The 26950-nt window shown below is 55.3% G+C and carries 26 protein-coding genes; 19 read left to right on the top strand and 7 right to left on the bottom strand.

All coding sequences use genetic code 11. The features are described 5' to 3' along the window. Positions 1-42 precede the first annotated feature (42 nt). Positions 43-2241 carry a Zn(II)/Cd(II)/Pb(II) translocating P-type ATPase ZntA gene (gene zntA, locus KI228_RS01500; protein ID WP_061069323.1) on the bottom strand — a complete coding sequence of 733 codons (2199 nt, stop codon included), beginning with the start codon at positions 2239-2241 and terminating at the stop codon, positions 43-45. Positions 2242-2317: 76 nt separating this feature from the next. Beyond that, positions 2318-2944, bottom strand: a complete 627-nt coding sequence (locus KI228_RS01505) for a lysoplasmalogenase (RefSeq protein WP_044253586.1) — start codon at positions 2942-2944, stop codon at positions 2318-2320. Positions 2945-3085: 141 nt separating this feature from the next. Here KI228_RS01505 and KI228_RS01510 point away from each other — a divergent pair, with 141 nt between their 5' ends. Continuing rightward, a complete protein-coding gene (locus tag KI228_RS01510) occupies positions 3086-3445 on the top strand; it encodes a DUF2500 domain-containing protein (RefSeq protein ID WP_061069322.1) in 360 nt (119 codons plus the stop codon). A 65-nt stretch (positions 3446-3510) separates the two neighbouring features. On the opposite strand, the gene KI228_RS01515 is transcribed toward KI228_RS01510, so the two are convergent. Together KI228_RS01515 and rsmD are read right to left on the bottom strand one after the other, a co-directional pair. Next, positions 3511-3780: a DUF1145 family protein gene (locus KI228_RS01515; protein ID WP_061069321.1), complete on the bottom strand. Its 270-nt coding sequence runs from the start codon at positions 3778-3780 to the stop codon at positions 3511-3513. After that, positions 3770-4366, bottom strand: coding sequence for a 16S rRNA (guanine(966)-N(2))-methyltransferase (gene rsmD, locus KI228_RS01520; RefSeq protein ID WP_061069320.1), 597 nt, complete (start codon positions 4364-4366; stop codon positions 3770-3772). The genes KI228_RS01515 and rsmD overlap by 11 nt, the downstream gene beginning before the upstream one ends. Positions 4367-4525: 159 nt before the next feature. On the opposite strand from rsmD, the gene ftsY reads away from it, so the two are divergent. The 6 genes from ftsY (at position 4526) to livJ (ending at position 11548) form a co-directional block, all read left to right on the top strand. Continuing rightward, positions 4526-6013 (top strand): signal recognition particle-docking protein FtsY, encoded by a 1488-nt coding sequence (gene ftsY, locus KI228_RS01525; protein WP_061069319.1) that lies wholly within the window; start codon positions 4526-4528, stop codon positions 6011-6013. Between the two features lie 2 nt (positions 6014-6015). After that, positions 6016-6684: a cell division ATP-binding protein FtsE gene (gene ftsE / locus KI228_RS01530; RefSeq protein ID WP_042998481.1), complete on the top strand. Its 669-nt coding sequence runs from the start codon at positions 6016-6018 to the stop codon at positions 6682-6684. Beyond that, entirely contained in the window at positions 6677-7735 is a 1059-nt protein-coding gene (gene ftsX, locus KI228_RS01535) for a permease-like cell division protein FtsX (protein WP_042998480.1), read from the top strand. The genes ftsE and ftsX overlap by 8 nt, the downstream gene beginning before the upstream one ends. A 253-nt stretch (positions 7736-7988) precedes the next feature. Further along, the gene (gene rpoH / locus KI228_RS01540; protein WP_042998479.1) at positions 7989-8843 is read left to right on the top strand and encodes an RNA polymerase sigma factor RpoH; all 855 of its coding nucleotides are present in this window, start codon (positions 7989-7991) and stop codon (positions 8841-8843) included. Between the two features lie 130 nt (positions 8844-8973). Further along, positions 8974-10239, top strand: coding sequence for a 4-aminobutyrate--2-oxoglutarate transaminase (locus KI228_RS01545; RefSeq protein WP_061069318.1), 1266 nt, complete (start codon positions 8974-8976; stop codon positions 10237-10239). A 208-nt stretch (positions 10240-10447) separates the two neighbouring features. Continuing rightward, positions 10448-11548: a branched chain amino acid ABC transporter substrate-binding protein LivJ gene (livJ, locus tag KI228_RS01550; protein WP_142764811.1), complete on the top strand. Its 1101-nt coding sequence runs from the start codon at positions 10448-10450 to the stop codon at positions 11546-11548. 179 nt (positions 11549-11727) lie between these two features. On the opposite strand, the gene panM is transcribed toward livJ, so the two are convergent. Then, the gene (gene panM / locus KI228_RS01555; RefSeq protein WP_044253808.1) at positions 11728-12111 is read right to left on the bottom strand and encodes an aspartate 1-decarboxylase autocleavage activator PanM; all 384 of its coding nucleotides are present in this window, start codon (positions 12109-12111) and stop codon (positions 11728-11730) included. A gap of 420 nt (positions 12112-12531) precedes the next feature. On the opposite strand from panM, the gene livK reads away from it, so the two are divergent. The 10 genes from livK to ugpQ all read left to right on the top strand — a co-directional run bounded on the left by livK (position 12532) and on the right by ugpQ (position 22602). Then, positions 12532-13641, top strand: a complete 1110-nt coding sequence (gene livK / locus KI228_RS01560) for a high-affinity branched-chain amino acid ABC transporter substrate-binding protein LivK (protein WP_044327808.1) — start codon at positions 12532-12534, stop codon at positions 13639-13641. A gap of 46 nt (positions 13642-13687) precedes the next feature. After that, entirely contained in the window at positions 13688-14614 is a 927-nt protein-coding gene (gene livH / locus KI228_RS01565) for a high-affinity branched-chain amino acid ABC transporter permease LivH (protein ID WP_042998474.1), read from the top strand. Beyond that, on the top strand, positions 14611-15888 hold the full coding sequence (gene livM, locus KI228_RS01570) for a branched chain amino acid ABC transporter permease LivM (RefSeq protein WP_042998473.1): 1278 nt from the start codon (positions 14611-14613) through the stop codon (positions 15886-15888). The genes livH and livM overlap by 4 nt, the downstream gene beginning before the upstream one ends. Then, positions 15885-16652 (top strand): high-affinity branched-chain amino acid ABC transporter ATP-binding protein LivG, encoded by a 768-nt coding sequence (gene livG / locus KI228_RS01575; protein ID WP_042998472.1) that lies wholly within the window; start codon positions 15885-15887, stop codon positions 16650-16652. Before livM ends, livG begins: the two co-directional genes overlap by 4 nt. A 1-nt stretch (position 16653) precedes the next feature. Continuing rightward, on the top strand, positions 16654-17367 hold the full coding sequence (gene livF / locus KI228_RS01580) for a high-affinity branched-chain amino acid ABC transporter ATP-binding protein LivF (protein WP_044253570.1): 714 nt from the start codon (positions 16654-16656) through the stop codon (positions 17365-17367). 267 nt (positions 17368-17634) lie between these two features. Further along, a complete protein-coding gene (gene ugpB / locus KI228_RS01585; RefSeq protein WP_061069317.1) occupies positions 17635-18951 on the top strand; it encodes a sn-glycerol-3-phosphate ABC transporter substrate-binding protein UgpB in 1317 nt (438 codons plus the stop codon). A 106-nt stretch (positions 18952-19057) separates the two neighbouring features. Continuing rightward, positions 19058-19945 (top strand): sn-glycerol-3-phosphate ABC transporter permease UgpA, encoded by an 888-nt coding sequence (gene ugpA, locus KI228_RS01590; protein ID WP_044327551.1) that lies wholly within the window; start codon positions 19058-19060, stop codon positions 19943-19945. Continuing rightward, the gene (ugpE, locus tag KI228_RS01595; RefSeq protein WP_061069316.1) at positions 19942-20787 is read left to right on the top strand and encodes a sn-glycerol-3-phosphate ABC transporter permease UgpE; all 846 of its coding nucleotides are present in this window, start codon (positions 19942-19944) and stop codon (positions 20785-20787) included. Before ugpA ends, ugpE begins: the two co-directional genes overlap by 4 nt. Before the next feature lies 1 nt (position 20788). Then, positions 20789-21859, top strand: coding sequence for a sn-glycerol-3-phosphate import ATP-binding protein UgpC (locus tag KI228_RS01600; protein ID WP_042998467.1), 1071 nt, complete (start codon positions 20789-20791; stop codon positions 21857-21859). Further along, positions 21856-22602, top strand: a complete 747-nt coding sequence (gene ugpQ / locus KI228_RS01605) for a glycerophosphodiester phosphodiesterase (RefSeq protein WP_061069315.1) — start codon at positions 21856-21858, stop codon at positions 22600-22602. Before KI228_RS01600 ends, ugpQ begins: the two co-directional genes overlap by 4 nt. Here ugpQ and KI228_RS01610 read toward each other — a convergent pair. Next, a complete protein-coding gene (locus KI228_RS01610) occupies positions 22586-22963 on the bottom strand; it encodes a DUF2756 family protein (RefSeq protein WP_042998465.1) in 378 nt (125 codons plus the stop codon). The two genes, ugpQ and KI228_RS01610, sit on opposite strands and share 17 nt — an antisense overlap. 119 nt (positions 22964-23082) lie before the next feature. On the opposite strand from KI228_RS01610, the gene ggt reads away from it, so the two are divergent. Further along, entirely contained in the window at positions 23083-24828 is a 1746-nt protein-coding gene (gene ggt, locus KI228_RS01615; protein WP_061069314.1) for a gamma-glutamyltransferase, read from the top strand. Between the two features lie 87 nt (positions 24829-24915). On the opposite strand, the gene yhhY is transcribed toward ggt, so the two are convergent. After that, positions 24916-25404, bottom strand: coding sequence for an N-acetyltransferase (gene yhhY, locus KI228_RS01620; protein WP_042998463.1), 489 nt, complete (start codon positions 25402-25404; stop codon positions 24916-24918). Between the two features lie 462 nt (positions 25405-25866). On the opposite strand from yhhY, the gene KI228_RS01625 reads away from it, so the two are divergent. Further along, positions 25867-26904, top strand: a complete 1038-nt coding sequence (locus KI228_RS01625) for an oxidoreductase (protein ID WP_061070634.1) — start codon at positions 25867-25869, stop codon at positions 26902-26904. Positions 26905-26950 lie beyond the last annotated feature (46 nt).

Consider the following 26950-nt stretch of genomic DNA (forward strand, 5'->3'; position numbering starts at 1 on the left):
TGTTATGCCGGATAAGCGTTAGCGCCATCCGGCAAAAACACGTTACCCTTTACGTAACAACCGCAGCGCGTTAGCGGTAACCAGCACCGTTGCCCCGGTATCCGCCAGCACCGCCAGCCACAGACCGGTCATTCCGAGCAGCGTGGTGACAAGAAATATCCCCTTCAGTCCCAGCGCAATGGTGATGTTCTGACGGATATTGGCGTGGGTCGCACGCGCCAGTTGGATCATCTGCACCAGCCCGGTAAGGCGGTTATGCGTCAGTGCGGCGTCCGCCGTTTCCAGCGCCACATCGGTGCCGCTACCCATCGCGATCCCGATAGCGGCGGCCTTCATCGCCGGCGCATCGTTAATGCCATCCCCCACCATTGCCAGCGGCGACTGTTGATTGAGCGTGGTGACCGCCTTCACTTTATCTTCCGGTAGCAGCCCGGCGTTATACGTCAGACCCAGCTCGCCAGCAATGGCGGCTGCCGCGCGCGGGTTATCGCCAGTCAGGATCACGCCGTTCACGCCCAGCGCATTCAGTTCGCGGATGGCGGAACGGGCATCGTCGCGTAGCGTATCCTGCAGGGCGATGACGCCGATCACGGTCTCATTGCGCAGGACCAGAACGACCGTCTGCCCGGCGCTTTCAAGCTGGTTAATCTCTCCGGCAAAGGCGTCGGCAGGACGTTTCCCGGCAGCGCAAATCAGAACGCTTTCGCCATTCACCTGCGCTTCAATCCCTGACCCTACCAGCGCCCGTTGCCCCTCGGCGGATGGGATCGTCAGCCCTGCGGTTTGTGCTTCGCGCACAATGGCCTGCGCCAGTGGATGCGTTGCGCCTTGCTCGACAGCCGCTGCCAGCGCCAGCAGTTCAGACTCACTGACGCCGGTGGCCGGATGAATTGCCGTGACGCGCGGTTTCCCGACGGTCAACGTCCCGGTTTTATCAAAGGCGACCTGGGTGATACGGCCCAACTGTTCCAGCGCCGCGCCGCCTTTAATCAATGCCCCGCGACGAGCTGCTGCCGCCAGTCCAGAAGTGATGGCTGCCGGTGTAGAGATGACCAGCGCACACGGACAGCCGATTAGCAGCAGCGTTAACCCTTTATAAATCCACTCCTGCCAGGATCCCGCGAACAGCAGCGGCGGGACGAGCGTCACCAGCAGGGCGATGGCCATAATCGCCGGCGTATAAATTCGGCTGAAGCGGTCGATAAAACGCTCGATTGGCGCACGACGCTCCTCGGCCTCTTCGATTAACTTCAGAATGCGGTCAATCGCGCTGGCACCCGGTTCAGAGAGCACTTCCAGCGTGACGAGACGGTCCACGCTGGTCGCCCCCGCCGGGACTTTTTCACCGGTGGCGCGTTCCACCGGGATCGATTCTCCCGTCAACGCACTCTCATCAAAACTGGCAAAACCAGAGACCAGTTTACCGTCGGCAGGGAGACGTCCCCCGGCAGCGACTTCAATGATGTCGCCCGGTTGCAGCGTGTTGATCGCCACCTCTTCGCGTACGCCGTCGCGCAGACGTGTCGCGGTTTCCGGTTTCAGCGCCATCAGCGCGCTGACCCCTTTGCGGGCGCGACTGGCGGCCCAGCCTTCGAGGCGTTCGCCAATCAGGAACAGCAGCAATACCATCGCCGCTTCTGCTGTGGCACCGATGAACAGCGCCCCGATAGCCGCGACGCTCATCAGCGTTTCAATGGCAAACCAACTGCCGGTTTTTATCAGCCGTAGCGCCTGGCGGGCAATCGGGAACAGGCCGACCAGCGTCGTGGCGATAAATGCCAGTTGGCCGAACGGATGGTTGAACTGCTCCAGCCCCCAACTGAGCGCCATCATGACGAGAAGCGTGAGCAGCGGCAGGTTCTCTTTAAAGCGGGATTCAGGCGTTTCTTCCTTCGCCTGTTCATCGCGTAGGGTGTAACCCGCTTTTTGCACCGCATGCTCGATTTGCTGGCGTAGATCGCCGTTGCTGTCGACGACCAGTTTCTCGGTGGCAAACAGCACCTGAACCTGGTTGACGCCGCTGACCTGGCGCACCGCGTTTTCTACTTTGCGGGCGCAGGCGGCGCAGTCCATCCCGGATACTTTCCAGCTATAGCGGGTGCCTTTTACCGTTTCAACAACAGGTTCAGGGGCTGAGCATGCGCCTTCGCAGCAGCAGTCATCGGGCTTCTGCGGCGTGGGAGCTGGCTTGAAAGATGAAAATTGTGGGGCTTTTTTGCCATTGTGAGCAGGTATCGACATGGCATCCTCCGGTTGATGATAATTTTCTCATTAACCGGAGGATACACTCTGGAGTCGACTCCAGAGTCAAGCGTTATTAGAGATAAAGCGAGCGGACGATCAGGAAGTGTCCGGCAAAGTAGCAGGCGGCGGCGATAGCGTTGTCCGCGCGGAAACGACAGCGGTAATGACTGCCCAGCCAGACGATGTTGCCAATGAACAGCAGCGACGCGCCCAAAAACGCCGACAGCGCAGGTGCGGTGGGGCGGAAAAACCACAGCTCACCGGCTAACCAGACCATCACCAGCGTCATGGCGATAAAGGTACACACCGGCCAGCGCAGTTCTTCAAGGCGTGTCCAGATCACCGCAATCAGCAGCGCGCCCAGCACCATCAGCACCAGCGGTAGCGGCCAGAAGAAAGAGAGCGTCATCTGGCTGGCAAAATAGATGGTGTACAACAGGTGCGAGAGGAAAAAGGCGCCAATCGCATAGAGCAGTCGCTGACGCGGCAATAATGTTAGCGCATCGCCAACCAGTGAGGCGCAAAGACCGGCCAGCACCAGATAGCTCACGGCGTTGAACATCGGCGCCTGCCAGGCCAGTAACAGCAGGAGTAATAAGGTGACGGGTTTAAAGACCCAGCGTTGCCAGGCGGGTCCACGGTAGGAGGCATCCACAAATAACCATGCGGAAAGGCAGACAGCGATAAACGACCAAAGCATCATAGTTCCTTGAATTCGTTATTTTTTCGTAAGCGGTATGCTCACAACCCTGATGTTCAGTGTAGAGGCCGCGACCGCCTGATGACAACACCATAACGGGCAGGGTATGCTTATTTCCGCATTTTCTGATGGGTTATCAATATGAGTAAGCCGCCACTTTTCTTCATTATTATCATTGTGTTAATTATCGTTGCCGCCTCATTCCGCTTTATGCAGCAGCGGCGGGAAAAAGCCGATGACGATGCGGCACCGCTTCGTCAGGCGCAAATGGTGGTCAGCAATAAACGTGAAAAGCCCATCAACGACCGACGTTCCCGACAGCAGCAGGTCACGCCAGCGGGAACCAGTATGCGCTATGAGGTGAGCTTTAAACCACAGAACGGCGGGCTGGAAAAGACCTTCCGCCTGGAGGCGCGTCAGTATCATGCGCTGACGGTGGGGGATAAAGGGACGCTAAGCTACAAAGGGTCGCGCTTCGTCGAGTTTGTTGCTCAGCCATAAGACGGGAAACCGCTCACCTGGGTAAGCCGGATAAGCGAAGCGCTATCCGGCACCTTCATGCCGTATTACTTTTTAACGTTAAACTTCTTCTGCCAGACCAGCAGCTCAAACACGCCAAACAGGAAAATACGGACTTTCTCGCCGGTGGTCATTTGCGGTCCGTCTTTGGGCAGGGTGGACTTCAGTAGCGCCAGCTGCATGCCGTGCATCAGTACCATAAACACGAGGGCGACGTTAACGAAGATGTTGAGCGGTCGCGGGAAGGGTTGCACCAGGTTTAACAATAAGAATGTCCACACGCCGAGCATCAGTAGTCGACCAAGATTAATCAGCATCGCTTTCTCCTTGTGCTTCGCGTTGATACAAACGGTACGCGACCTGCCCGGCGATTTTTTCCCGGTACAATGACCAGTTCGTCGGCACGGTCGGCAGACCGTTTTCCACTTCGCTTTCCACATAAATCCAGGCAACATCCGCCAGCCAGCCGTGAGTTTCCAGCAGGTTTAAAGTTTCTTCCAGTAACCCTTTACGAAACGGCGGATCGACAAATACCACGTTATGCGGCGTGCCTGACTGCGTCAGGAATGTCAGGGTATCCGTGTTAACGACTTTTGCATTCCCTGCTTTCAGCGTAGCCAGGTTCTTTTGTAACTGCTGAGAGACTGCGCGATCCCTCTCCAGCAGCGTGGCGCCAGCGGCATAGCGTGATAGTGCTTCCAGCCCCAGTGCGCCGCTTCCGGCAAAACAGTCCAGACATTGGGCTTCTACTATCACCGGTGCCAGCCAGTTAAACAGCGTTTCACGCACGCGATCCGTTGTCGGACGGAGACCAGGGCTATCGGGGACCGGGAGTTTGCGGCCGCGCCATTGTCCGCCAATAATGCGGATTTGGCCGCTACCTGAGTGATTCGTTTTTTTCATTTCTGTTGCTCAAACCGCCGCGTGCAGATGATTCCAGGCGGTGATGTGGATTAAGTAAAGTGATAGACTATTTCATCATTTTTTTTAGCGTCTATACACAAAATCATTCAGGATGCCTCAAAGCGGCAAGAGAATGAGTCCCCAGGAGCGTAATCGCAGATGGCAAAACAGAAAAAACGTGGCTTCTTTTCCTGGCTGGGCTTTGGTGAAAAAGAGCAGGAACAAGAACAAAAAACCGAAGATCAGCAGGGTGTTGAAGCGCAATTACCGTCCGACGAACCCGTTGAAACGGCGGCTGACGTAGAAGCGCAAGCGCCGCTTCACAGCAAAGAAGAGGCTGAAGCCTTTGCTGAGGAAGTGGTTGAGGTGACGGAACAGGTTCAGGAAATCGAAACCATCCAGTCAGTAGAACCCGCTGTCGCGAAAGAGCATGTTGACGCGCAGGTTGAGCCGCAGATTGCCGTTGCGCACGAAGAGCTGCCGTTGCCGGAAGAGGTGAAAGCCGAAGAGGAAACCTCCGCCGAAGAGTGGCAGGCCGAAGCGGAAACCGTTGAGATTGTTGAAGCGGTAGAAGAAGAGGCGCAAAACGAACCTGAACTGACCGACGAAGAGTTGGAAGCACAAGCGCTGGCGGCGGAAGCGGCGGAAGACGCGCAAATGATCGTTCCGCTGGCGGAAAAAGACGCGCCGGTCGAAGAGATGATTCAGGAACAGGAAAAACCGACCAAAGAAGGTTTTTTCGCGCGCCTGAAACGCAGCTTACTGAAAACCAAAGAAAACCTCGGTTCCGGATTTATCAGTCTGTTCCGTGGTAAAAAAATCGACGATGATCTGTTTGAAGAGCTGGAGGAACAACTGCTGATTGCCGATGTGGGCGTGGAAACCACGCGCAAAATCATCGCCAATCTGACGGAAGGCGCCAGCCGCAAACAGCTTAAAGATGCTGAAGCGCTGTACGGACTGCTGAAAGACGAGATGGGCGAGATTCTGGCGAAAGTCGATGAACCGCTGAACGTTGAAGGTAAAACGCCGTTTGTTATTCTGATGGTCGGCGTGAATGGGGTGGGGAAAACCACCACCATCGGTAAGCTGGCGCGCCAGTTTGAACAGCAAGGGAAGTCCGTGATGCTGGCGGCGGGCGATACGTTCCGCGCCGCAGCGGTCGAACAGTTGCAGGTCTGGGGTCAGCGTAACAATATTCCGGTGATTGCCCAGCATACCGGCGCGGATTCCGCTTCCGTTATCTTCGACGCCATTCAGGCCGCGAAGGCACGCCACATTGATGTGCTGATTGCCGATACCGCAGGTCGTCTGCAAAACAAATCGCACCTGATGGAAGAACTGAAAAAAATCGTTCGCGTGATGAAGAAACTGGACGAAGACGCGCCGCATGAAGTTATGCTGACGCTTGACGCCAGCACCGGGCAGAATGCGATAAGCCAGGCCAAACTGTTCCATGAAGCGGTGGGCCTGACCGGTATTACCCTGACCAAGCTGGACGGTACGGCGAAAGGTGGGGTGATCTTCTCGGTGGCCGATCAGTTTGGCATCCCTATCCGCTATATTGGTGTGGGCGAACGTATCGAGGATTTACGTCCGTTTAAGGCGGACGATTTTATAGAGGCACTTTTTGCCCGAGAGGATTAACAATGATTCGCTTTGAACATGTCAGCAAGGCCTATCTCGGTGGGAGACAAGCGCTGCAAGGGGTCACATTCCATATGCAGCCGGGCGAGATGGCGTTTCTGACCGGCCACTCCGGCGCGGGGAAAAGTACCCTGCTGAAGCTTATCTGTGGGATTGAGCGGCCCAGCGCCGGGAAAATCCTCTTCAGTGGGCATGACATCACGCGACTGAAAAACCGTGAAGTGCCGTTTTTGCGTCGTCAGATCGGCATGATTTTCCAGGATCACCACCTGTTGATGGACCGAACGGTATTCGACAATGTGGCGATCCCGCTGATTATCGCCGGTGCCAGCGGGGATGATATTCGTCGTCGCGTATCGGCGGCGCTGGACAAGGTTGGACTGCTGGACAAAGCGAAAAACTTCCCGATTCAGCTCTCCGGGGGTGAACAGCAGCGTGTCGGGATCGCCCGTGCGGTGGTGAACAAGCCAGCGGTACTGCTGGCGGATGAACCGACCGGTAACCTGGATGACGCGCTGTCGGAAGGGATTCTGCGTCTGTTCGAAGAGTTTAACCGCGTCGGGGTGACGGTGCTGATGGCGACGCACGACATCGGGCTCATTTCCCGTCGGTCGTACCGTATGCTTACCCTGAGTGATGGCCATTTGCATGGAGGCGAAGCCCGTGAATAAGCGCGACGCTATCAATCAAATCAAACAGTTCGGCGGACGGCTGGACCGTTTTCGTCGTTCCGGCGGCTCCTCCGGTGACGGTGGACGTAACGCGCCGAAGCGGGCGAAACCGTCGCCAAAGCCGAACTCACGTAAAACCAACGTCTTTAACGAGCAGGTGCGCTATGCGTTCCAGGGAGCGTTACAGGATCTGAAAAGCAAACCGCTGGCGACGTTTCTGACGGTGATGGTGATTGCCATCTCCCTGACTCTGCCGAGCGTCTGCTACATGGTCTATAAAAACGTTAACCAGGCAGCGACGCAGTATTACCCGTCTCCGCAGATCACCGTTTATCTGCAAAAAACGCTGGATGATGATGCGGCGGCAGGCGTCGTCGCCCAGTTGCAGGCTGAGCAGGGTGTGGAGAAGGTGAATTACCTTTCTCGTGAAGATGCCCTCGGCGAATTCCGCAACTGGTCCGGTTTCGGCGGCGCGCTGGATATGCTGGAAGAGAATCCCTTGCCTGCGGTGGCGGTGGTGATCCCGAAACTCGACTTCCAGAGCACCGATTCGCTGAATACGCTGCGCGACCGCGTCTCTCGTATTAACGGGATTGATGAAGTGCGGATGGACGACAGCTGGTTTGCCCGTCTGGCGGCGCTGACCGGTCTGGTCGGGCGAGTGTCGGCGATGATTGGTGTGCTGATGGTTGCCGCCGTCTTCCTCGTCATTGGTAACAGCGTGCGGCTGAGCATCTTTGCCCGTCGCGATACGATTAACGTGCAAAAACTGATTGGTGCGACGGATGGATTTATCCTGCGTCCGTTCTTGTACGGCGGCGCATTGCTCGGTTTTTCTGGCGCATTTCTTTCACTGATTTTGTCAGAAATTTTGGTGTTACGACTGTCGTCGGCGGTCACGGAAGTGGCGCAAGTTTTCGGAACGAAGTTTGATCTCAATGGCTTATCGTTCGATGAGTGCCTGTTACTGCTGCTGGTTTGCTCGATGATCGGCTGGGTGGCGGCGTGGCTCGCGACGGTTCAACATTTACGTCACTTTACTCCTGATTAAAAAAACCGTGATATAATCTTTCCCTGCAATGGGTTTCCGTTCGCAGGGAAAGAGTTTCTGTTGTCTCTTCCCCACTTTTCATCTTCATGTCACAATTTGTGCGTAATTTATACACAACGTTGCATTGAACTTGTGGATAAAATCACGGTCTGATAAAAGAGTGAATGCTAATCTCGTTGCTCATTAACGCTGGCACGGTTGTTGCTGATATCTATCGCTGTGGTGCCAGACGATAAAAATTGAGAGGATTTGAATGACCAAAGAAATGCAAAATTTAGCTTTAGCCCCTGTTGGTAACCTGGAGTCTTACATCCGGGCTGCGAACGCGTGGCCGATGTTGTCGGCTGACGAGGAACGGGCACTGGCTGAAAAGCTGCATTACCAGGGCGATCTGGAAGCAGCTAAGACGCTGATCCTGTCTCACCTGCGCTTTGTTGTTCATGTTGCTCGTAACTATGCGGGCTATGGCCTGCCGCAGGCGGATCTCATTCAGGAAGGGAATATCGGCCTGATGAAAGCCGTGCGCCGTTTCAACCCGGAAGTGGGTGTGCGCCTGGTTTCCTTCGCCGTGCACTGGATTAAAGCTGAGATCCACGAATATGTCCTGCGTAACTGGCGTATCGTGAAAGTGGCGACCACTAAAGCACAGCGTAAGCTGTTCTTTAATCTGCGTAAAACCAAGCAGCGTCTGGGCTGGTTTAATCAGGATGAAGTGGAAATGGTGGCGCGTGAGCTGGGTGTTTCCAGTAAAGACGTCCGCGAGATGGAATCTCGTATGGCGGCGCAGGACATGACGTTTGATATGTCCCCGGACGATGAGTCCGACAGCCAGCCGATGGCACCCGTCCTGTATCTGCAGGATAAAACCTCTAACTTTGCCGACGGCATTGAAGAGGATAACTGGGAAGATCAGGCTGCCAACAAACTGACCCATGCGATGGAAGGTCTCGACGAGCGTAGCCAGGATATTATCCGCGCCCGCTGGCTGGACGAAGATAACAAATCTACGCTGCAGGAACTGGCCGATCGCTACGGTGTTTCCGCAGAACGTGTGCGTCAGCTTGAAAAGAACGCCATGAAAAAACTTCGCGCCGCTATCGAAGCGTAACTCCCGCGAAGCCCCCGCTAAAACCCTGGATAACTGTCCGGGGTTTTTGTTTTTTTAGCGCCTGATCTGGCGAATTCCTCCCCCCTGGCAAACACTTACCGATGGGTTGTGCGCATCTTAGGGGAAGAAAATGAAGAATAACGAACTGAATGAACGGCGTTTGCAGGCGACGCCGCGCGGGATCGGCGTGATGTGTGGCTTTTACGCTGAGAGGGCGGAAAACGCAACATTGTGGGATGTGGAAGGCCGTGAGGTGATCGATTTTACCGCTGGTATTGCGGTGCTGAATACCGGGCATCGTCACCCAAAAATCATCGCCGCCATCGAAAAACAGCTCCAGTCTTTTACTCATACCGCTTACCAGATTGTTCCCTACGAAAGCTATGTCCGACTGGCGGAACGTATCAATAAACGTGTGCCGATTGACGGGCCGGTGAAGACGGCATTCTTCTCCACCGGGGCAGAAGCGGTGGAAAACGCAGTGAAGATTGCCCGCGCATATACCAAACGACCCGGGCTCATTACCTTTGGCGGCGCTTTCCACGGGCGGACTTTCATGACGATGGCGCTGACCGGTAAAGTGGCACCTTACAAAATCGGTTTTGGCCCGTTCCCTGGTTCGGTTTATCACGCTCAGTACCCTAATGCGTTACATGGTGTGAGCACTGCCGATGCGCTGCAAAGTCTGGAGCGCATTTTCAAAGCCGATATCGCGCCAGATCAGGTTGCCGCCATCATTCTTGAACCGGTTCAGGGCGAAGGGGGTTTTAATATTGCGCCAACGGAGTTCATGCAGGCGCTGCGGGCGTTGTGCGATACCCACGGTATCTTGTTGATCGCCGATGAGGTGCAAACCGGCTTTGCCCGTACCGGCAAACTGTTTGCGATGGAGCATCATGGCGTACAGCCTGATCTGATGACGATGGCGAAAAGCCTGGCAGGCGGTATGCCGCTCTCTGCGGTCGCTGGCCGTTCCGAAGTGATGGATGCCCCTGCGCCTGGTGGTCTGGGGGGAACGTATGCCGGTAACCCGCTGGCGGTTGCTGCGGCACACGCGGTGCTGGATGTGATTGATGAAGAACAGCTCTGCGCCCGCGCCGCTACATTGGGCACGACGCTGGTCGAGGCGTTGAACCAGGCAAAAGCGGACTGCCCGTTTATTGCCGATATTCGCGCGCAGGGGTCGATGGTGGCGGTAGAATTCAACGATCCGCATAGCGGAAAACCTTCCCCGGAATTCACGCGGCAGGTGCAGGATCGCGCCTTGCAGGAAGGACTTCTGCTACTGAGTTGCGGCGTGTATGGCAACGTCATCCGTTTTCTTTATCCGCTCACCATCCCTGACGCGCAATTTCGTCAGGCGCTCGGCATTATCACCCACTCGCTGACACGATAAACCTGTGCCGTCCATTACCGGGCGGCACGACGCTATGTCGTTCACTTATTATTTGAATATGAAATTAGCTATTCCAAAACTATAAAAATGGGGTATGTTTTAGCAGAGTGTGCTGAAAATGCGCGAGCTGCACACCTATAATCGAAATAAAGCGCTACACAACAACATCACAATAGTCGTAATAACCATAAGAATGGGGAAGGTCAGGATGAATATGAAGGGTAAAGCGTTACTGGCAGGATGTATCGCGTTGGCATTCAGCACAATGGCTCAGGCCGATATTAAAGTCGCTGTTGTCGGTGCGATGTCCGGTCCGGTAGCCCAGTACGGCGACCAGGAGTTTACTGGCGCAGAACAAGCGGTTGCAGACATTAATGCCAAAGGCGGAATCAAAGGCGAAAAACTGCAGATCGTAAAATATGATGATGCCTGTGACCCGAAACAAGCGGTCGCAGTCGCCAACAAAGTGATTAATGACGGCATCAAATACGTTATCGGCCACCTGTGTTCCTCTTCCACTCAGCCCGCGTCTGACATCTACGAAGACGAAGGCATTCTGATGATCACCCCGGCGGCAACGGCACCGGAGCTGACCTCTCGCGGCTACAAGCTGGTGCTGCGCACCACGGGCCTGGACTCAGACCAGGGGCCGACCGCCGCGAAATACATTCTGGAAAAAGTGAAGCCGCAGCGCATCGCGATCGTTCACGACAAACAACAGTACGGTGAAGGTCTGGCGCGTGCCGTGCAGGAAAATCTGAAGAAGGGCAACGCTAACGTGGTGTTCTTTGACGGTATCACCGCCGGTGAGAAAGACTTCTCCACGCTGGTGGCGCGTCTGAAGAAAGAGAATATCGACTTCGTTTACTACGGCGGTTATCACCCGGAAATGGGGCAGATCCTGCGTCAGGCACGTGCTGCGGGTCTGAAAACGCAGTTCATGGGTCCTGAAGGGGTAGCCAACGTTTCCCTGTCTAACATCGCCGGTGAATCGGCCGAAGGTCTGCTGGTGACCAAACCGAAGAACTACGACCAGGTACCTGCGAACAAACCTATCGTTGATGCGATCAAGGCGAAAAAACAAGATCCGAGCGGGGCGTTCGTGTGGACCACCTACGCCGCGCTGCAATCTTTGCAGGCGGGCCTGAACCAGTCAGCCGATCCGGCTGAAATCGCCACCTGGCTGAAAGCGAACTCCGTGGATACCGTCATGGGACCGCTGTCGTGGGATGAGAAGGGTGACTTGAAAGGCTTTGAATTCGGCGTCTTCGACTGGCATGCCAACGGCACGGCGACCGACGCGAAGTAATTTCCACGGCGCCTTTGCGCATTGCAGGTGCATTGGCTGTGTTATTCAACCCCGGTCACTTACGTCGGTAAGCTTCCGGGGATGTCATCCCTTGCCGCCTTCCTGCAACACGAAATTCTTGGGAAAAGGCAGCAGAGAATATAGCCAGCCGGGTAAGGCGAAGCCGCCACCCGGCTTTTTTAACGTTTTTCCCAGCCGTTTTGCTGTGCGGTGAAGCCCAGTACCTGCATAAACGCCGCCATGACGCCCCGGTCTTCCACGCCGACATCCGCCATCCACCAGGAGGAGACGTTCGGATTATCATGGATCACTTCTTCCACCAGATATTTTCCCACCCCCCGACGCCGCGTGACGTCACGGATGCGCAGCGAATCCAGCGCGCCCTGAGTGCCGCTCAGGGTGACCCTTACGGCGCCTAACAACCGCTCATTAAATCGTGCCGCGTAGATCCGGTGCGTTTCATCTACGCTTAAAGAGGCGGCGGAATACTCCGGCCAGATTTTGCCCAAGTCGATCAGATCCTGATCGCTAAAGTGTTCTAAACGAATGATGGTCAGCTTCATCGACAGCATGTCCAAATCACAAAAGAGAGTGCAAGTGTACCGAAATAATTCAACCGGACGCTTTCTCTTTTTTAAATCATTTGGCAGGTGATTAATTTTATGACGGTCAGAACCTCAGTTCGAAACATCAGAGAATGAAAAACAGGCAGGATAATACCCTGGAAGGTAGTGTTTTATTCGGCTCATTGTCCCGTTATTTTATGCTGACAAGTGTGCTTTTTTTTGTTTATCTATGGTGAAAAGCAGAATATTATCTGTTCTTAATAGACTGAAAAATAGAGGTTTTACGCTGTATTTGCGGAAAATACTGCGCTAAACCATTAATCAGACTGGTAAAAATAGTGTAGTGCAAAAAAAGCACAGTCTGCTTTTTAACCATATAAATAGAAAATAAGTACATCACGAATGGGGATTCAGTAAATGAAACGGAATGCGAAAACGGTCATCGCAGGGGTGATTGCACTGGCGATGTCACAGGCGGCAATGGCAGAGGATATTAAAGTTGCTGTTGTCGGCGCGATGTCGGGTCCAGTGGCGCAGTGGGGCGACATGGAATTTAACGGCGCGCGTCAGGCCATCAAAGACATCAACGCCAAAGGCGGCATCAACGGCGACAAGCTGGTCGCTGTGGAATATGACGACGCCTGCGATCCAAAACAGGCCGTGGCGGTGGCGAACAAAATCGTCAACGACGGTATTCAGTATGTGATTGGTCACCTCTGCTCCTCTTCGACTCAGCCTGCGTCGGATATTTACGAAGATGAAGGCATTCTGATGATCTCGCCTGGTGCGACCAACCCGGAACTGACGCAGCGCGGCTACGCGCACATCATGCGTACCGCCGGACTGGACTCTTCTCAGGGACCGACCGCAGCAAAATACATTCTTGAGAGCGTAAAACCGCAGCGCATCGCCATCATTCACGACAAACAGCAGTACGGTGAAGGCCTGGCGCGCTCTGTTCAGGATGCGCTGAAAGCGGCAAACGCCAATATCGTCTTCTTTGATGGCATCACAGCAGGTGAGAAAGATTTCTCCGCGCTGCTTGCGCGCCTGAAAAAAGAGAACATCGACTTTGTGTACTACGGCGGCTACTACCCGGAAATGGGGCAGATGCTGCGCCAGGCGCGCTCCGTCGGGCTGAAAACCATGTTCATGGGGCCGGAAGGCGTGGGCAATGCATCGCTGTCGAATATCGCCGGTGAAGCAGCTGAAGGCATGCTGGTCACCATGCCAAAACGCTATGACCAGGATCCGGCCAACAAAGCAATTGTTGATGCGCTGAAAGCCGATAAAAAAGATCCGACTGGTCCGTATGTGTGGATCACCTACGCTGCTGTGCAGTCACTGGCAACGGCAATGGACCGTTCTGACAGCAAAGCGCCGCTGGATCTGGTGAAAGATTTAAAAGCAAACGGTGCTGATACCGTCATTGGGCCGCTGAAATGGGATGAAAAAGGCGATCTAAAGGGATTTGAATTTGGTGTCTTCCAGTGGCACGCCGATGGGTCATCCACGGCAGCCAAATAATTATCCCACCGCCCGTTCACACGGGCGGAAATAGAAAGGTTTTTTTATGTCCGAGCAGTTCCTGTACTTTTTGCAGCAGATGTTTAACGGCGTCACGCTGGGAAGCACCTATGCGCTGATCGCCATCGGTTACACCATGGTGTACGGCATTATCGGCATGATCAACTTCGCCCACGGCGAGGTATACATGATCAGTAGCTATGTCTCTTTTATGATTATCGCGGCACTCATGATGATGGGGATCGATACCAGTTGGTTGCTGGTGGCGGCCGGATTCATTGGGGCGATTATCATTGCCAGCGCCTACGGCTGGAGCATTGAGCGGGTGGCGTATCGGCCCGTCCGGAATTCCAAACGTCTGATTGCGCTGATCTCCGCGATTGGGATGTCTATCTTCCTGCAAAACTACGTCAGCCTGACGGAAGGTTCACGTGACGTGGCGCTGCCCAGCCTGTTCAACGGGCAATGGGTCGTGGGGGCCAGCGAAAACTTCTCCGCATCGATCACCACCATGCAACTGGTCATCTGGGTTGTGACCTTCCTGGCGATGCTGGCACTGACCATTTTTATCCGTTACTCCCGCATGGGACGTGCCTGCCGTGCTTGTGCGGAAGACCTGAAAATGGCCAGCCTGCTCGGGATTAACACGGACCGCGTGATTGCGTTGACCTTTGTGATTGGCGCAGCGATGGCGGCAGTGGCCGGCGTGCTGCTCGGGCAATTCTACGGGGTGATCAACCCCTATATCGGCTTTATGGCCGGGATGAAAGCCTTTACCGCAGCGGTGCTTGGCGGGATCGGCAGCATTCCAGGCGCGATGATCGGCGGCCTGATTCTGGGCGTCGCGGAAGCGCTTTCTTCTGCTTATCTGAGTACGGAATACAAAGACGTGGTGTCGTTCGCCCTGTTGATTCTGGTACTGCTGGTGATGCCGACCGGGATTCTGGGCCGTCCGGAGGTAGAGAAAGTATGAAACCGATGCATTTTGCGATGGCGCTGCTCTCTGCCGCGATGTTCTTCGTGCTGGCGGGCGTCTTTATGGGCGTTCAACTGGAACTGGATGGCACCAAACTGGTGGTGGACACCGCTGCCGACATCCGCTGGCAGTGGGTGTTTATCGGCACTGCCGTGGTCTTTTTCTTCCAGATGCTGCGTCCGGTATTCCAGAAGAGCCTGAAAAGCGTCTCCGGGCCGAAGTTTATTTTGCCAGCGATTGATGGCTCAACCGTAAAGCAGAAGCTGTTCCTGATTGCGCTGCTGGTGATTGCCGTGGCGTGGCCGTTTATGGTCTCGCGCGGCACGGTGGATATCGCCACGCTGACCATGATTTATATCATTCTCGGCCTGGGGCTGAACGTTGTCGTCGGGCTTTCCGGCCTGTTGGTATTAGGCTACGGCGGTTTCTACGCAATTGGCGCGTACACTTTTGCGCTGCTGAACCACTATTACGGTCTCGGCTTCTGGACCTGCTTGCCGCTGGCGGGACTGGTCGCAGCGGCGGCGGGTTTCCTGCTGGGCTTCCCGGTGCTGCGTCTGCGTGGCGACTACCTGGCAATCGTCACCCTGGGATTTGGTGAGATCGTCCGTATTCTGCTGCTCAACAATACTGAAATCACTGGCGGTCCGAACGGCATCAGCCAGATCCCGAAACCGACGCTGTTCGGTCTCGAGTTCAGCCGCAGCGCACGTGAAGGCGGCTGGGATACCTTCAGCAACTTCTTCAATGTGAAATACGATCCGTCCGATCGCGTGATTTTCCTCTATCTGGTCGCGCTGCTGCTGGTGGTGCTGAGCCTGTTTGTGATTAACCGTCTGCTGCGCATGCCGCTGGGACGAGCGTGGGAAGCGCTGCGTGAAGATGAGATCGCCTGTCGCTCTCTGGGTCTGAGCCCCACGCGCATCAAACTGACCGCCTTTACCATCAGCGCCGCGTTTGCCGGTTTCGCCGGTACGCTGTTTGCGGCGCGTCAGGGGTTTGTCAGCCCTGAATCGTTCACCTTTGCCGAATCGGCGTTTGTGCTGGCGATCGTAGTGCTCGGCGGGATGGGGTCGCAGTTTGCGGTAATCCTCGCAGCCATTCTGTTGGTGGTGTCGCGTGAACTGATGCGTGATTTCAACGAATACAGCATGTTAATGCTGGGTGGTTTGATGGTACTGATGATGATCTGGCGTCCGCAGGGCTTGCTGCCGATGACCCGTCCACAGTTGAAACTGAAAAACGGGGAAGCGAAAGGAGAGCAGGCATGAGTCAGCCATTATTATCGGTTAACGGCCTGATGATGCGCTTCGGCGGTCTGCTGGCGGTGAACAACGTTGAACTGGAGCTGCATCCGCAAGAAATTGTGTCGCTGATTGGGCCGAACGGCGCCGGTAAAACCACGGTGTTTAACTGCCTGACCGGTTTTTATAAGCCGACGGGTGGCACCATTAAGCTTCGCGATCAGCACCTTGAAGGGCTGCCGGGGCAACAAATTGCCCGGATGGGCGTGGTGCGAACTTTCCAGCACGTGCGTCTGTTTCGCGAAATGACGGTGATTGAAAACCTGCTGGTGGCACAGCATCAGCAACTGAAAACAGGCGTGTTTTCCGGTCTGCTGAAAACCCCGGCGTTTCGTCGGGCGCAGAGCGAAGCGCTGGATCGCGCGGCCACCTGGCTTGAGCGTATCGGGCTGCTGGAGCATGCGAACCGTCAGGCCAGTAACCTGGCTTATGGCGACCAGCGCCGTCTGGAGATCGCCCGCTGTATGGTGACGCAGCCAGAAATTTTGATGCTGGATGAACCGGCTGCGGGTCTTAACCCGAAAGAGACCAAAGAGCTGGACGAGCTGATTGCCGAACTGCGCAACCATCACAACACCACCATTCTGCTGATTGAACACGATATGAAGTTGGTAATGGGGATTTCCGACCGTATTTACGTGGTGAACCAGGGCACGCCGCTGGCGAACGGGACGCCGGAACAGATTCGAAATAACCCGGACGTGATCCGTGCATACCTTGGTGAGGCATAAGATGGAAAAAGTCATGTTGTCCTTTGACAAAGTCAGTGCCCACTACGGCAAAATTCAGGCGCTGCACGAGGTGAGCCTGCACATCAATCAGGGAGAAATTGTGACCTTGATTGGTGCCAACGGCGCGGGAAAAACCACGCTACTCGGCACGCTGTGCGGCGATCCGCGTGCGACCAGCGGTCGGATTGTGTTTGATGACAAAGACATTACCGACTGGCAAACGGCGAAAATCATGCGTGAAGCGGTGGCGATCGTTCCGGAAGGGCGTCGCGTGTTTTCCCGCATGACGGTGGAAGAGAATCTGGCGATGGGCGGTTTTTTTGCCGAGCGCGATCAGTTTCAGGCACGCATCAAGTGGGTATACGAATTGTTCCCGCGTCTGCATGAGCGTCGTATTCAGCGTGCGGGCACCATGTCCGGCGGTGAACAGCAGATGTTGGCGATTGGTCGTGCGCTGATGAGTGAACCGCGCCTGCTGCTGCTTGATGAGCCATCTCTGGGGCTGGCGCCGATTATCATCCAGCAGATCTTCGACACTATCGAACAACTGCGCGAGCAGGGAATGACCATCTTCCTCGTTGAGCAGAACGCTAATCAGGCGCTGAAGCTGGCCGATCGTGGCTACGTGCTGGAGAACGGTCATGTCGTTCTCGAAGACACCGGCGACGCATTGCTGGCAAACGAAGCGGTACGCAGCGCGTATTTAGGCGGTTAAGCGGTTTGTGATGCCTGATGGCGGCGCATGGCGTCTTATCCGGCCTACACGACATTCGATATTTACACCTGATGCAGGCCGGGTAAGGCGAAGCCGCCACCCGGCTTTTTTTGTTTTCTTGCCACTGAAACGTCATTCACCTGAAGCCTGGCTGTCACCGCTTCGTCATCTGACGGTTATCTTTCTGTCATTCGCGCATGTCATGTTACCTCGCGAGCATAAAACGCGTGATTTCGCGCATCCGGCACAATAAGAGAGATGATGACAATGACATCGTTACGACACACAGCTTTGGGTCTGGCGGTTGGTCTGGCTTTTGCGACAAACGCAATGGCCGTTACCACCATTCCATTCTGGCATTCCATGGAAGGGGAGTTGGGTAAAGAAGTTGACTCCCTGGCGCAACGTTTCAACGACACCCACCCGGATTACAAGATTGTGCCGGTGTACAAAGGTAACTACGAGCAGAGCCTGAGCGCCGGTATCGCCGCGTTCCGTACCGGAAATGCACCGGCGCTGCTGCAGGTTTATGAAGTCGGCACCGCGACGATGATGGCCTCAAAAGCGATTAAACCGGTTTACGAAGTGTTCAAGGATGCGGGCATCAACTTCGACGAGTCACAGTTTGTTCCGACCGTTTCCGGTTACTACACCGATTCGAAATCCGGGCATCTGTTGTCTCAGCCATTTAACAGCTCTACGCCGGTGCTGTACTACAACAAAGACGCCTTCAAAAAAGCGGGCTTAGATCCGGAGCAGCCGCCGAAAACCTGGCAGGATCTGGCGGATTACACCGCGAAGCTGAAAGCCGCAGGGATGAAGTGTGGCTACGCCAGCGGCTGGCAGGGGTGGATCCAGATTGAAAACTTCAGCGCCTGGCACGGTTTGCCGGTGGCGACCCAGAACAATGGCTTCGACGGCACTGATGCGGTGCTGGAGTTCAACAAGCCAGAACAGGTAAAACACATCGCGCTGCTTGCCGATCTGAACAAGAAGGGCGACTTCAGCTACTTCGGACGTAAAGACGAATCCACCGAGAAGTTCTACAACGGTGACTGCGCCATTACCACCGCCTCGTCCGGTTCGCTTGCAGATATCCGTCATTACGCCAAATTCAACTATGGCGTAGGCATGATGCCTTACGATGCGGACGCCAAAGGCGCACCGCAGAACGCCATCATCGGCGGCGCGAGCCTGTGGGTAATGCAGGGCAAAGACAGCGACACCTACAAAGGCGTGGCCGAGTTCCTCGACTTCCTGGCAAAACCGGAAAATGCGGCCGAATGGCATCAGAAAACCGGTTATCTGCCGATCACCAAAGCGGCTTATGACCTGACTCGTGAGCAGGGCTTCTATGACAAGAATCCCGGGGCAGACATTGCGATCCGTCAGATGCTGAACAAACCGCCGTTGCCGTTCACCAAAGGGCTGCGACTGGGCAATATGCCGCAGATTCGCACCATCGTTGATGAAGAACTGGAAAGCGTGTGGACCGGCAAAAAAACGCCACAGCAGGCGCTGGACTCTGCGGTAGAACGTGGTAATCAGTTGCTGCGCCGCTTTGAGCAGTCGACCAAATCGTAATCTGTGACTTGCCCGGTGGCGCGTAGCGATCCGGGCCTAAAACGAACTACATGCAGGCCGGGTAAGGTGTAGCCGCCACCCGGCATTGTTCAGGAATCAAATCTCAATGTCATCATCCCGTCCGGTGTTTCGCTCGCGTTGGCTGCCTTATTTGCTGGTTGCGCCACAGCTGGCGATCACCGTTATTTTCTTTATCTGGCCTGCAGGCGAAGCGTTGTGGTACTCGCTACTAAGCGTCGATCCGTTTGGGCTTTCCAGTCAGTTCGTGGGACTGGATAATTTCGTCACGCTGTTTCATGACCGCTACTATCTCGACGCTTTCTGGACGACGATCAAATTCAGCGCGCTGGTGACCTTCAGCGGCCTGCTGGTATCGTTGTTCTTCGCAGCGCTGGTGGATTACGTCGTGCGCGGCAGTCGTCTGTATCAGACGCTGATGCTACTGCCCTATGCCGTGGCGCCTGCGGTAGCCGCCGTGCTGTGGATTTTCCTGTTTAACCCAGGACGTGGGCTAATTACCCACTTCCTTGAGCAGTTTGGTTATGACTGGAACCATGCACAGAACAGCGGGCAGGCGATGTTCCTGGTAGTTTTTGCCTCCGTCTGGAAGCAGATTAGTTACAACTTCCTTTTCTTCTTTGCCGCGTTGCAATCGATCCCACGTTCGCTGGTTGAAGCCGCCGCGATCGATGGCGCAGGGCCTGTTCGTCGCTTTTTCAGGCTGGCGTTACCGCTGATCGCGCCGGTGAGTTTCTTCCTGCTGGTGGTCAATCTGGTCTACGCCTTCTTCGATACGTTCCCGGTGATCGATGCCGCGACCGCAGGCGGCCCGGTTCAGGCTACTACGACGCTGATTTATAAGATCTATCGTGAAGGGTTTGCCGGGCTGGATCTCTCTGCGTCCGCCGCGCAGTCGGTGGTACTGATGTTCCTCGTCATCATTCTGACGGTGGTGCAGTTCCGCTATGTGGAAAGTAAGGTGCGTTACCAATGATTGAGAACCGTCGCGGGCTGACAATATTCAGCCACACCATGCTGATTCTGGGGATTGTCGTAATTTTGTTCCCGCTGTACGTCGCGTTTGTCGCGGCGACGCTGGACAACAACGCGGTGTTTGAAACGCCGATGACGCTTATCCCTGGTACGCATCTGCTGGAAAACATGAAAAACATCTGGGCCAACGGCGTCGGTGTGAACAGCGCGCCGTTCTGGCTGATGATGCTCAACAGCTTCATCATGGCGTTTGGCATTACGGTGGGGAAAATCGCGGTCTCGATGCTTTCTGCCTTTGCTATCGTCTGGTTTCGTTTTCCGCTGCGTAACCTGTTCTTCTGGATGATTTTTATCACCCTGATGCTGCCGGTCGAAGTGCGTATTTTCCCGACGGTGGAAGTGATTGTCAATTTGAATATGCTCGACAGTTACGCAGGATTGACGCTACCGCTGATGGCATCGGCGACCGCCACTTTTCTGTTCCGCCAGTTCTTTATGACCCTGCCGGATGAGCTGATCGAAGCGGCGCGCATTGATGGCGCTTCGCCGATGAGATTTTTCCGCGACATCGTGCTGCCGTTGTCGAAAACCAATCTGGCGGCGCTGTTCGTCATCACCTTTATCTACGGCTGGAACCAGTATCTGTGGCCGTTGCTGATTATTACCGACGTCAATCTGGGGACTGCCGTGGCGGGGATCAAAGGCATGATTGCCACCGGCGAAGGCACCACCTTGTGGAATCAGGTGATGGCGGCAATGCTGCTCACCCTTATCCCACCCGTAGTCATTGTTTTAGCCATGCAGCGCGCGTTTGTCCGCGGCCTGGTCGATAGTGAGAAATAAGATGGCAGGTTTAAAATTACAGGCAGTAACCAAAAGCTGGGATGGCAAAACCCAGGTGATTCAACCGCTGACGCTGGACGTGGCGGACGGTGAGTTCATTGTGATGGTCGGCCCGTCCGGCTGCGGGAAATCAACGCTTCTGCGGATGGTGGCCGGGCTGGAGCACGTCACCAGCGGCGATATCTGGATTGACCGTCAGCGCGTGACTGAAATGGAGCCGAAAGACAGGGGCATCGCGATGGTCTTCCAGAACTATGCGCTCTACCCGCACATGAGCGTGGAAGAGAACATGGCGTGGGGGCTGAAAATCCGTGGGATGGGCAAGGGACACATCGAACAGCGGGTGAAAGAAGCGGCGCGTATTCTCGAACTGGACGGTCTGCTCAAACGTCGTCCGCGCGAACTCTCCGGCGGTCAGCGCCAGCGTGTGGCGATGGGGCGTGCCATTGTGCGCGACCCTGCGGTTTTCCTGTTTGATGAGCCGCTGTCGAACCTCGATGCCAAACTGCGCGTGCAGATGCGTCTGGAGCTTCAGCACCTGCACCGTCGTCTGAAAACCACCTCGCTATACGTGACCCACGATCAGGTCGAAGCGATGACGCTCGCCCAGCGCGTGATGGTGATGAATAAAGGTATTGCCGAGCAGATTGGCACGCCGGTAGAGGTCTATGAAAAACCGGCCAGCCGCTTTGTGGCGAGCTTTATCGGCAGCCCGGCGATGAACCTGTTGGAAGGACGTATCAGCCATGCGGGTACGCACTTCGAACTGGAAAGCGGCATGGCGCTGCCCATCAATTGGTACTATCGTGGCTACGCCGGGCGAAAAATGACGCTGGGTATCCGCCCGGAACATATTACGCTAAGCTCCCAGGCGGAGGGCGGTGTGCCGCTGGTGATGGACACGCTGGAGATGTTGGGCGCCGATAATCTGGCGCACGGTCGCTGGGGCGATCAGAAACTGGTGGTGCGTCTGGCCCATCAGGAACGCCCAAAGGCAGGCAGCACGCTGTGGCTGCATCTGCCGGAAAATCATTTGCACCTTTTTGATGGTGAAACAGGACAACGTGTATGAGTAACTGGCCGTATCCCCGCATCGTCGCCCATCGCGGCGGCGGTAAACTGGCGCCGGAAAATACGCTGGCGGCGATCGACGTCGGCGCGCATTACGGGCACACCATGATCGAGTTCGACGCGAAGCTGTCGAAGGACGGGGAAATTTTCCTGCTGCACGACGATAACCTTGAGCGCACCAGCAACGGCTGGGGCGTGGCGGGAGAGCTCAACTGGCAGGATTTGCTGCGGGTGGATGCCGGTGGCTGGTACAGCGGCGAGTTTAAAGGCGAACCGCTGCCGTTGCTCTCGCAGGTGGCCGCGCGTTGTCGCCAGCATGGCCTGATGGCCAATATCGAAATTAAACCGACTACCGGAACCGGACCGCTGACGGGGAAAGTGATTGCTCTCGCCGCGCGTGAGCTGTGGCAGGGGATGACTGCGCCGCTGCTGTCGTCATTTGAAATTGATGCGCTGGAAGCGGCGCAGGCCGCCGTACCAGAGCTGCCGCGAGGGTTGTTACTTGACGAGTGGCGTGATGACTGGCGCGAACTGACCACTCGCCTGGGGTGCGTGTCGATTCACCTGAATCACAAGCTACTGGATGAAGCGCGGGTCAGACAGCTTAAAGCGGCGGGATTACATATTCTGGTCTACACCGTCAACAAACCCCAGCGTGCGGCTGAACTGCTACGCTGGGGCGTGGACTGCATCTGTACGGATGCGATTGACGTGATTGGCCCGGACTTTACTGCTGCGGATTAAGCATATCGCCATTCTGCCGCGGCGGTAGCATGTGCTGCTGGCCGCTCTCCAGACGCGTACCGCCGCTCAACATGCCGCCGTTGGTATTGGGCAACGGCTGCTCGCGTACCTGACCCTGCTGGATCCGCTGCTGATTGTTGTTCATCTGTGTTTGCAGATTTTGCTGCTGAAGCTGCGTCTGCGTTTTTAACTGCTGATTCAGCATTCCTTTCTGCTGGATCTGCTGCGTCTGCATCTGCGTCTGCATCCGTTGCTGGCTGGGGATCTGATAGCCCGGCTGGTTCGGATTGTTCAGCGTGTTAATCGGCTGTGCGAGACAGGCAAACGGCAGTAGCGCTGTCAAAATTACGTATCGTTTCATCATCATTCCTCCACTGAGGTCTCTCTTAAGTTTACCCCTTTCCCGGCGAAACGAGGATCATTTCAGAGTTATGCACCAGGCTTAGTGGGGGGCTGACCCCACATCTTTGGAGAATAACGATGACGAAACCGACGTTTTTACGCCGGGTAGCCCTTGCTGCTCTGCTCTCAGGAAGCTGTTTCAGTGTGCTCGCCGTCCCCCCTCCACCCCCTCCGGTGTCGTATGGGGTGGAAGAGGATGTGTTCCATCCCGTTCGCGCCAGGCAGGGGATGGTGGCCTCGGTAGATGCCATGGCCACAAAGGTTGGGGTGGATATTCTCAAACAGGGCGGGAACGCCGTGGATGCTGCGGTCGCCGTAGGGTATGCGCTGGCGGTCACGCATCCGCAGGCCGGGAATCTGGGCGGCGGCGGTTTTATGTTGCTGCGTACTAAAGACGGTAAGACCACGGCGATCGATTTTCGCGAAATGGCGCCCGCTAACGCCACGCGCGATATGTTCCTTGACGACCAGGGCAATCCGGACAGTAAAAAATCGCTGACCTCCCATCTGGCGTCCGGCACGCCGGGCACCGTGGCCGGGTTCTCTCTGGCGCTGGAAAAATATGGCACCCTGCCGCTCAACAAGGTGGTGCGTCCGGCGATCAAACTGGCGGAAGAGGGCTTTGTAGTTAACGATGCGCTGGCGGACGATCTAAAAACCTACGGCAGTGAAGTCATTCCGAATCACGAAAACAGCAAAGCCATTTTCTGGAAGGACGGTGAGCCGCTGAAAAAGGGCGACAAACTGGTACAAAAAAATCTGGCGAAAAGCCTGGAGTTGATTGCGGAAAAGGGGCCGGATGCCTTTTATAAAGGGGAGATTGCCGACCAGATTGCGCAGGAGATGCAGAAAAATGGCGGGCTGATGACCAAAGAGGATTTGGCGGGCTATAAAGCGATAGAGCGCACGCCAATTAGCGGTGACTATCGCGGATATCAGGTCTTCTCGATGCCACCGCCGTCCTCTGGCGGGATCCACATCGTGCAAATCCTGAATATCCTTGAAAACTTCGATATGAAACAATACGGCTTCGGCAGTGCGGACGCCATGCAGGTGATGGCGGAAGCGGAGAAACAGGCCTACGCCGATCGTTCGGAATACCTGGGCGACCCGGATTTTGTGAAGGTGCCGTGGCAGGCGCTGACCAACAAAGATTACGCCAAATCGATTGCCGAACGGATCGATATCAACAAGGCGAAACCCTCCAGCGAAATTCGCCCTGGCAAACTGGCGCCCTACGAGAGTAACCAGACCACTCACTTCTCGGTGGTGGATAAAGACGGTAACGCCGTGGCGGTCACTTATACCCTCAACACCACCTTCGGGACCGGCATTGTGGCGGGGAATACCGGCATTCTGCTGAATAACGAGATGGATGACTTCTCAGCTAAGCCGGGCGTGCCAAATGTCTATGGTCTGGTGGGAGGCGATGCCAACGCCGTTGGGCCGAAGAAACGTCCGCTGTCGTCAATGTCGCCCACCATCGTGGTGAAAGACGGTAAAACCTGGCTGGTTACGGGCAGTCCGGGTGGGAGCCGGATTATCACGACTGTGCTGCAAATGGTGGTCAACAGCATCGATTTCGGGATGAATGTGGCGGAAGCGACCAACGCGCCGCGTTTCCATCATCAGTGGCTGCCGGATGAGCTGCGTGTGGAGAAAGGCTTTAGTCCGGATACCCTCAAACTACTGGAGCAAAAAGGGCAGAAGGTTGCGCTGAAAGAAGCGATGGGTAGCACACAGAGCATTATGGTAGGTCCGGACGGCGCGCTGTATGGCGCATCAGACCCACGCACTGTGGACGATTTAACGGCGGGGTATTGATTTTGTTGCCGGGTGGCGGCTTCGCCTTACCCGGCCTACGTTTGTGCAGCTGTATGCCCGGTAAGCGTAGCGCCACCGGGCAATTTGTCACTTCATCCGCGCCATAAAATAGGCATCGACGTACTCGCCGTTACGCAGGCCGTACTTCTTGCCGGTGCCTTCAATTTCAAAACCATATTTTTTATACACGGCTATGGCGGGGGCGTTATCGACAAACACCGTTAATTCGATGCGTTCAACGCGCAGCCAGTTGTCGCACATGTCGATCATGGTCCGCATTAATGCGCTGGCGACACCGCGGTTTTGCCATTGCGCATCAACACAAATACCGAAATCGGCGACGTGACTCCTGCGTGGACGCTGAACGACGGCAATGCACAAATGTCCAACCACGCGATCGTCAATGCAGGCCACAAGTTGTTTGATGCCGGGCTGTTCGGCGAGTCGCGCCTGCCACATCTCACTGGATGGATGAGGAACCTGTAGCGTGTTGTGATACACCTCCGGCTGGGCATGGATCTGACGAATCGCGTCGTAATCTTTGGTTTCAGCATGGCGTATCACTATCTCACTCATTCCCGATCTCCTTTAGGGGTTATTGAGTCTTTACAGTCGCTGAGATTAAAAATGTCGTCAACTGCATTTTTTTGAAGAAATCGCTGGACAACTGCGAATGAGAATGATTATTATTGCTCTGCGTTCAGGAAGACCCTTGCGGAGAACCTGAAAGCACGACATTGCTCACATTGCTTCCAGTATTATTTTAGCCAGCCGGGTGCTGGCTTTTTTTTGGTTTTTTTTCAGCCAGGCTGACTTGTTATTTTGTCCCGGGGAAGTGCCCGAGCTCCTCACGTACATTAAGTACGCTCCGGCTGCTGTGCGCAGGCCGTGAATAATCTGCCTGCGCCACTCACGCCCGAGGCGCGAGCAATCCGTTTCCAGGTGCGCCAGCGCGTCCTCAGGAGAGGTTCCGCATTTAGTCTCTCTGTGCTTTGCGCTATGGTGTATGCATCTTTTTTTTCCAAAAAGGACGCCACCATGACGTTACATTGCGCATTTATCGGGTTCGGCAAGAGCGCGACTCGCTACCATCTCCCGTATGTCCTTCATCGTAAAGATACCTGGCATGTGGCCCATATCTTTCGCCGTCGTGCGAAGCCGGAAGAGCAGGCGCCGATCTACTCACACATCCACTTCACCAGCGATCTCAATGAAATTTTCGATGATCCGCAGGTCAAGCTGGTTATCATCTGTACCCACGCCGACAGCCACTTTGACTACGCGAAACGGGCGCTGGAGGCCGGGAAGAACGTGCTGGTTGAGAAACCCTTCACCCCGACAATGATTGAAGCGAAGGTGCTGTTTGAACTGGCGCAGAGCAAAGGGTTGACGGTGACGCCGTATCAAAACCGTCGCTTTGACTCCTGTTTCCTGACTGCCAAAAAGGCGATTGAAAGCGGTAAGCTGGGTAAGATTGTGGAACTGGAAAGCCACTTTGATTACTACCGCCCGGTCGCGGAGACCCAACCAGGTTTACCGCAGGATGGCGCGTTTTATGGCCTGGGCGTACACACGATGGATCAGGTTATCTCGCTGTTCGGTCGTCCGGACCACGTGGCGTACGATATCCGCAGCCTGCGCAATAAGGCCAATCCGGACGACACCTTTGAAGCGCAACTGTTTTACGGCGATTTAAAGGCCATCGTCAAAACCAGCCATCTGGTGAAAATCGACTATCCGAAGTTTATCGTGCATGGCACCAAGGGGTCGTTTATCAAATACGGTATTGACCAGCAGGAAACCAGCCTGAAGGCCAACATCATGCCGGGTGAGCCAGGCTTTGCGGCAGACGATTCCGTTGGCGTGCTGGAGTACGTTAACGACGAAGGGGTGACGGTGAAAGAAGAGATCAAACCGGAAACGGGCGACTACGGGCGTGTCTATGATGCGCTGTATGACACTCTCACCACGGGCGCGCCAAATTACGTCAAGGAATCTGACGTTCTGACCAACCTTGAACTCCTCGAACGGGCGTTCGAACAGGCTTCACCGGCCACGATTACCCTTGCCCGATAAGCCAGACTGACTCCTCTGTACTTGTTCATAATTTTTGAACAGAGGA

Source organism: Citrobacter amalonaticus (assembly GCF_018323885.1).
GTDB lineage: Bacteria > Pseudomonadota > Gammaproteobacteria > Enterobacterales > Enterobacteriaceae > Citrobacter_A > Citrobacter_A amalonaticus.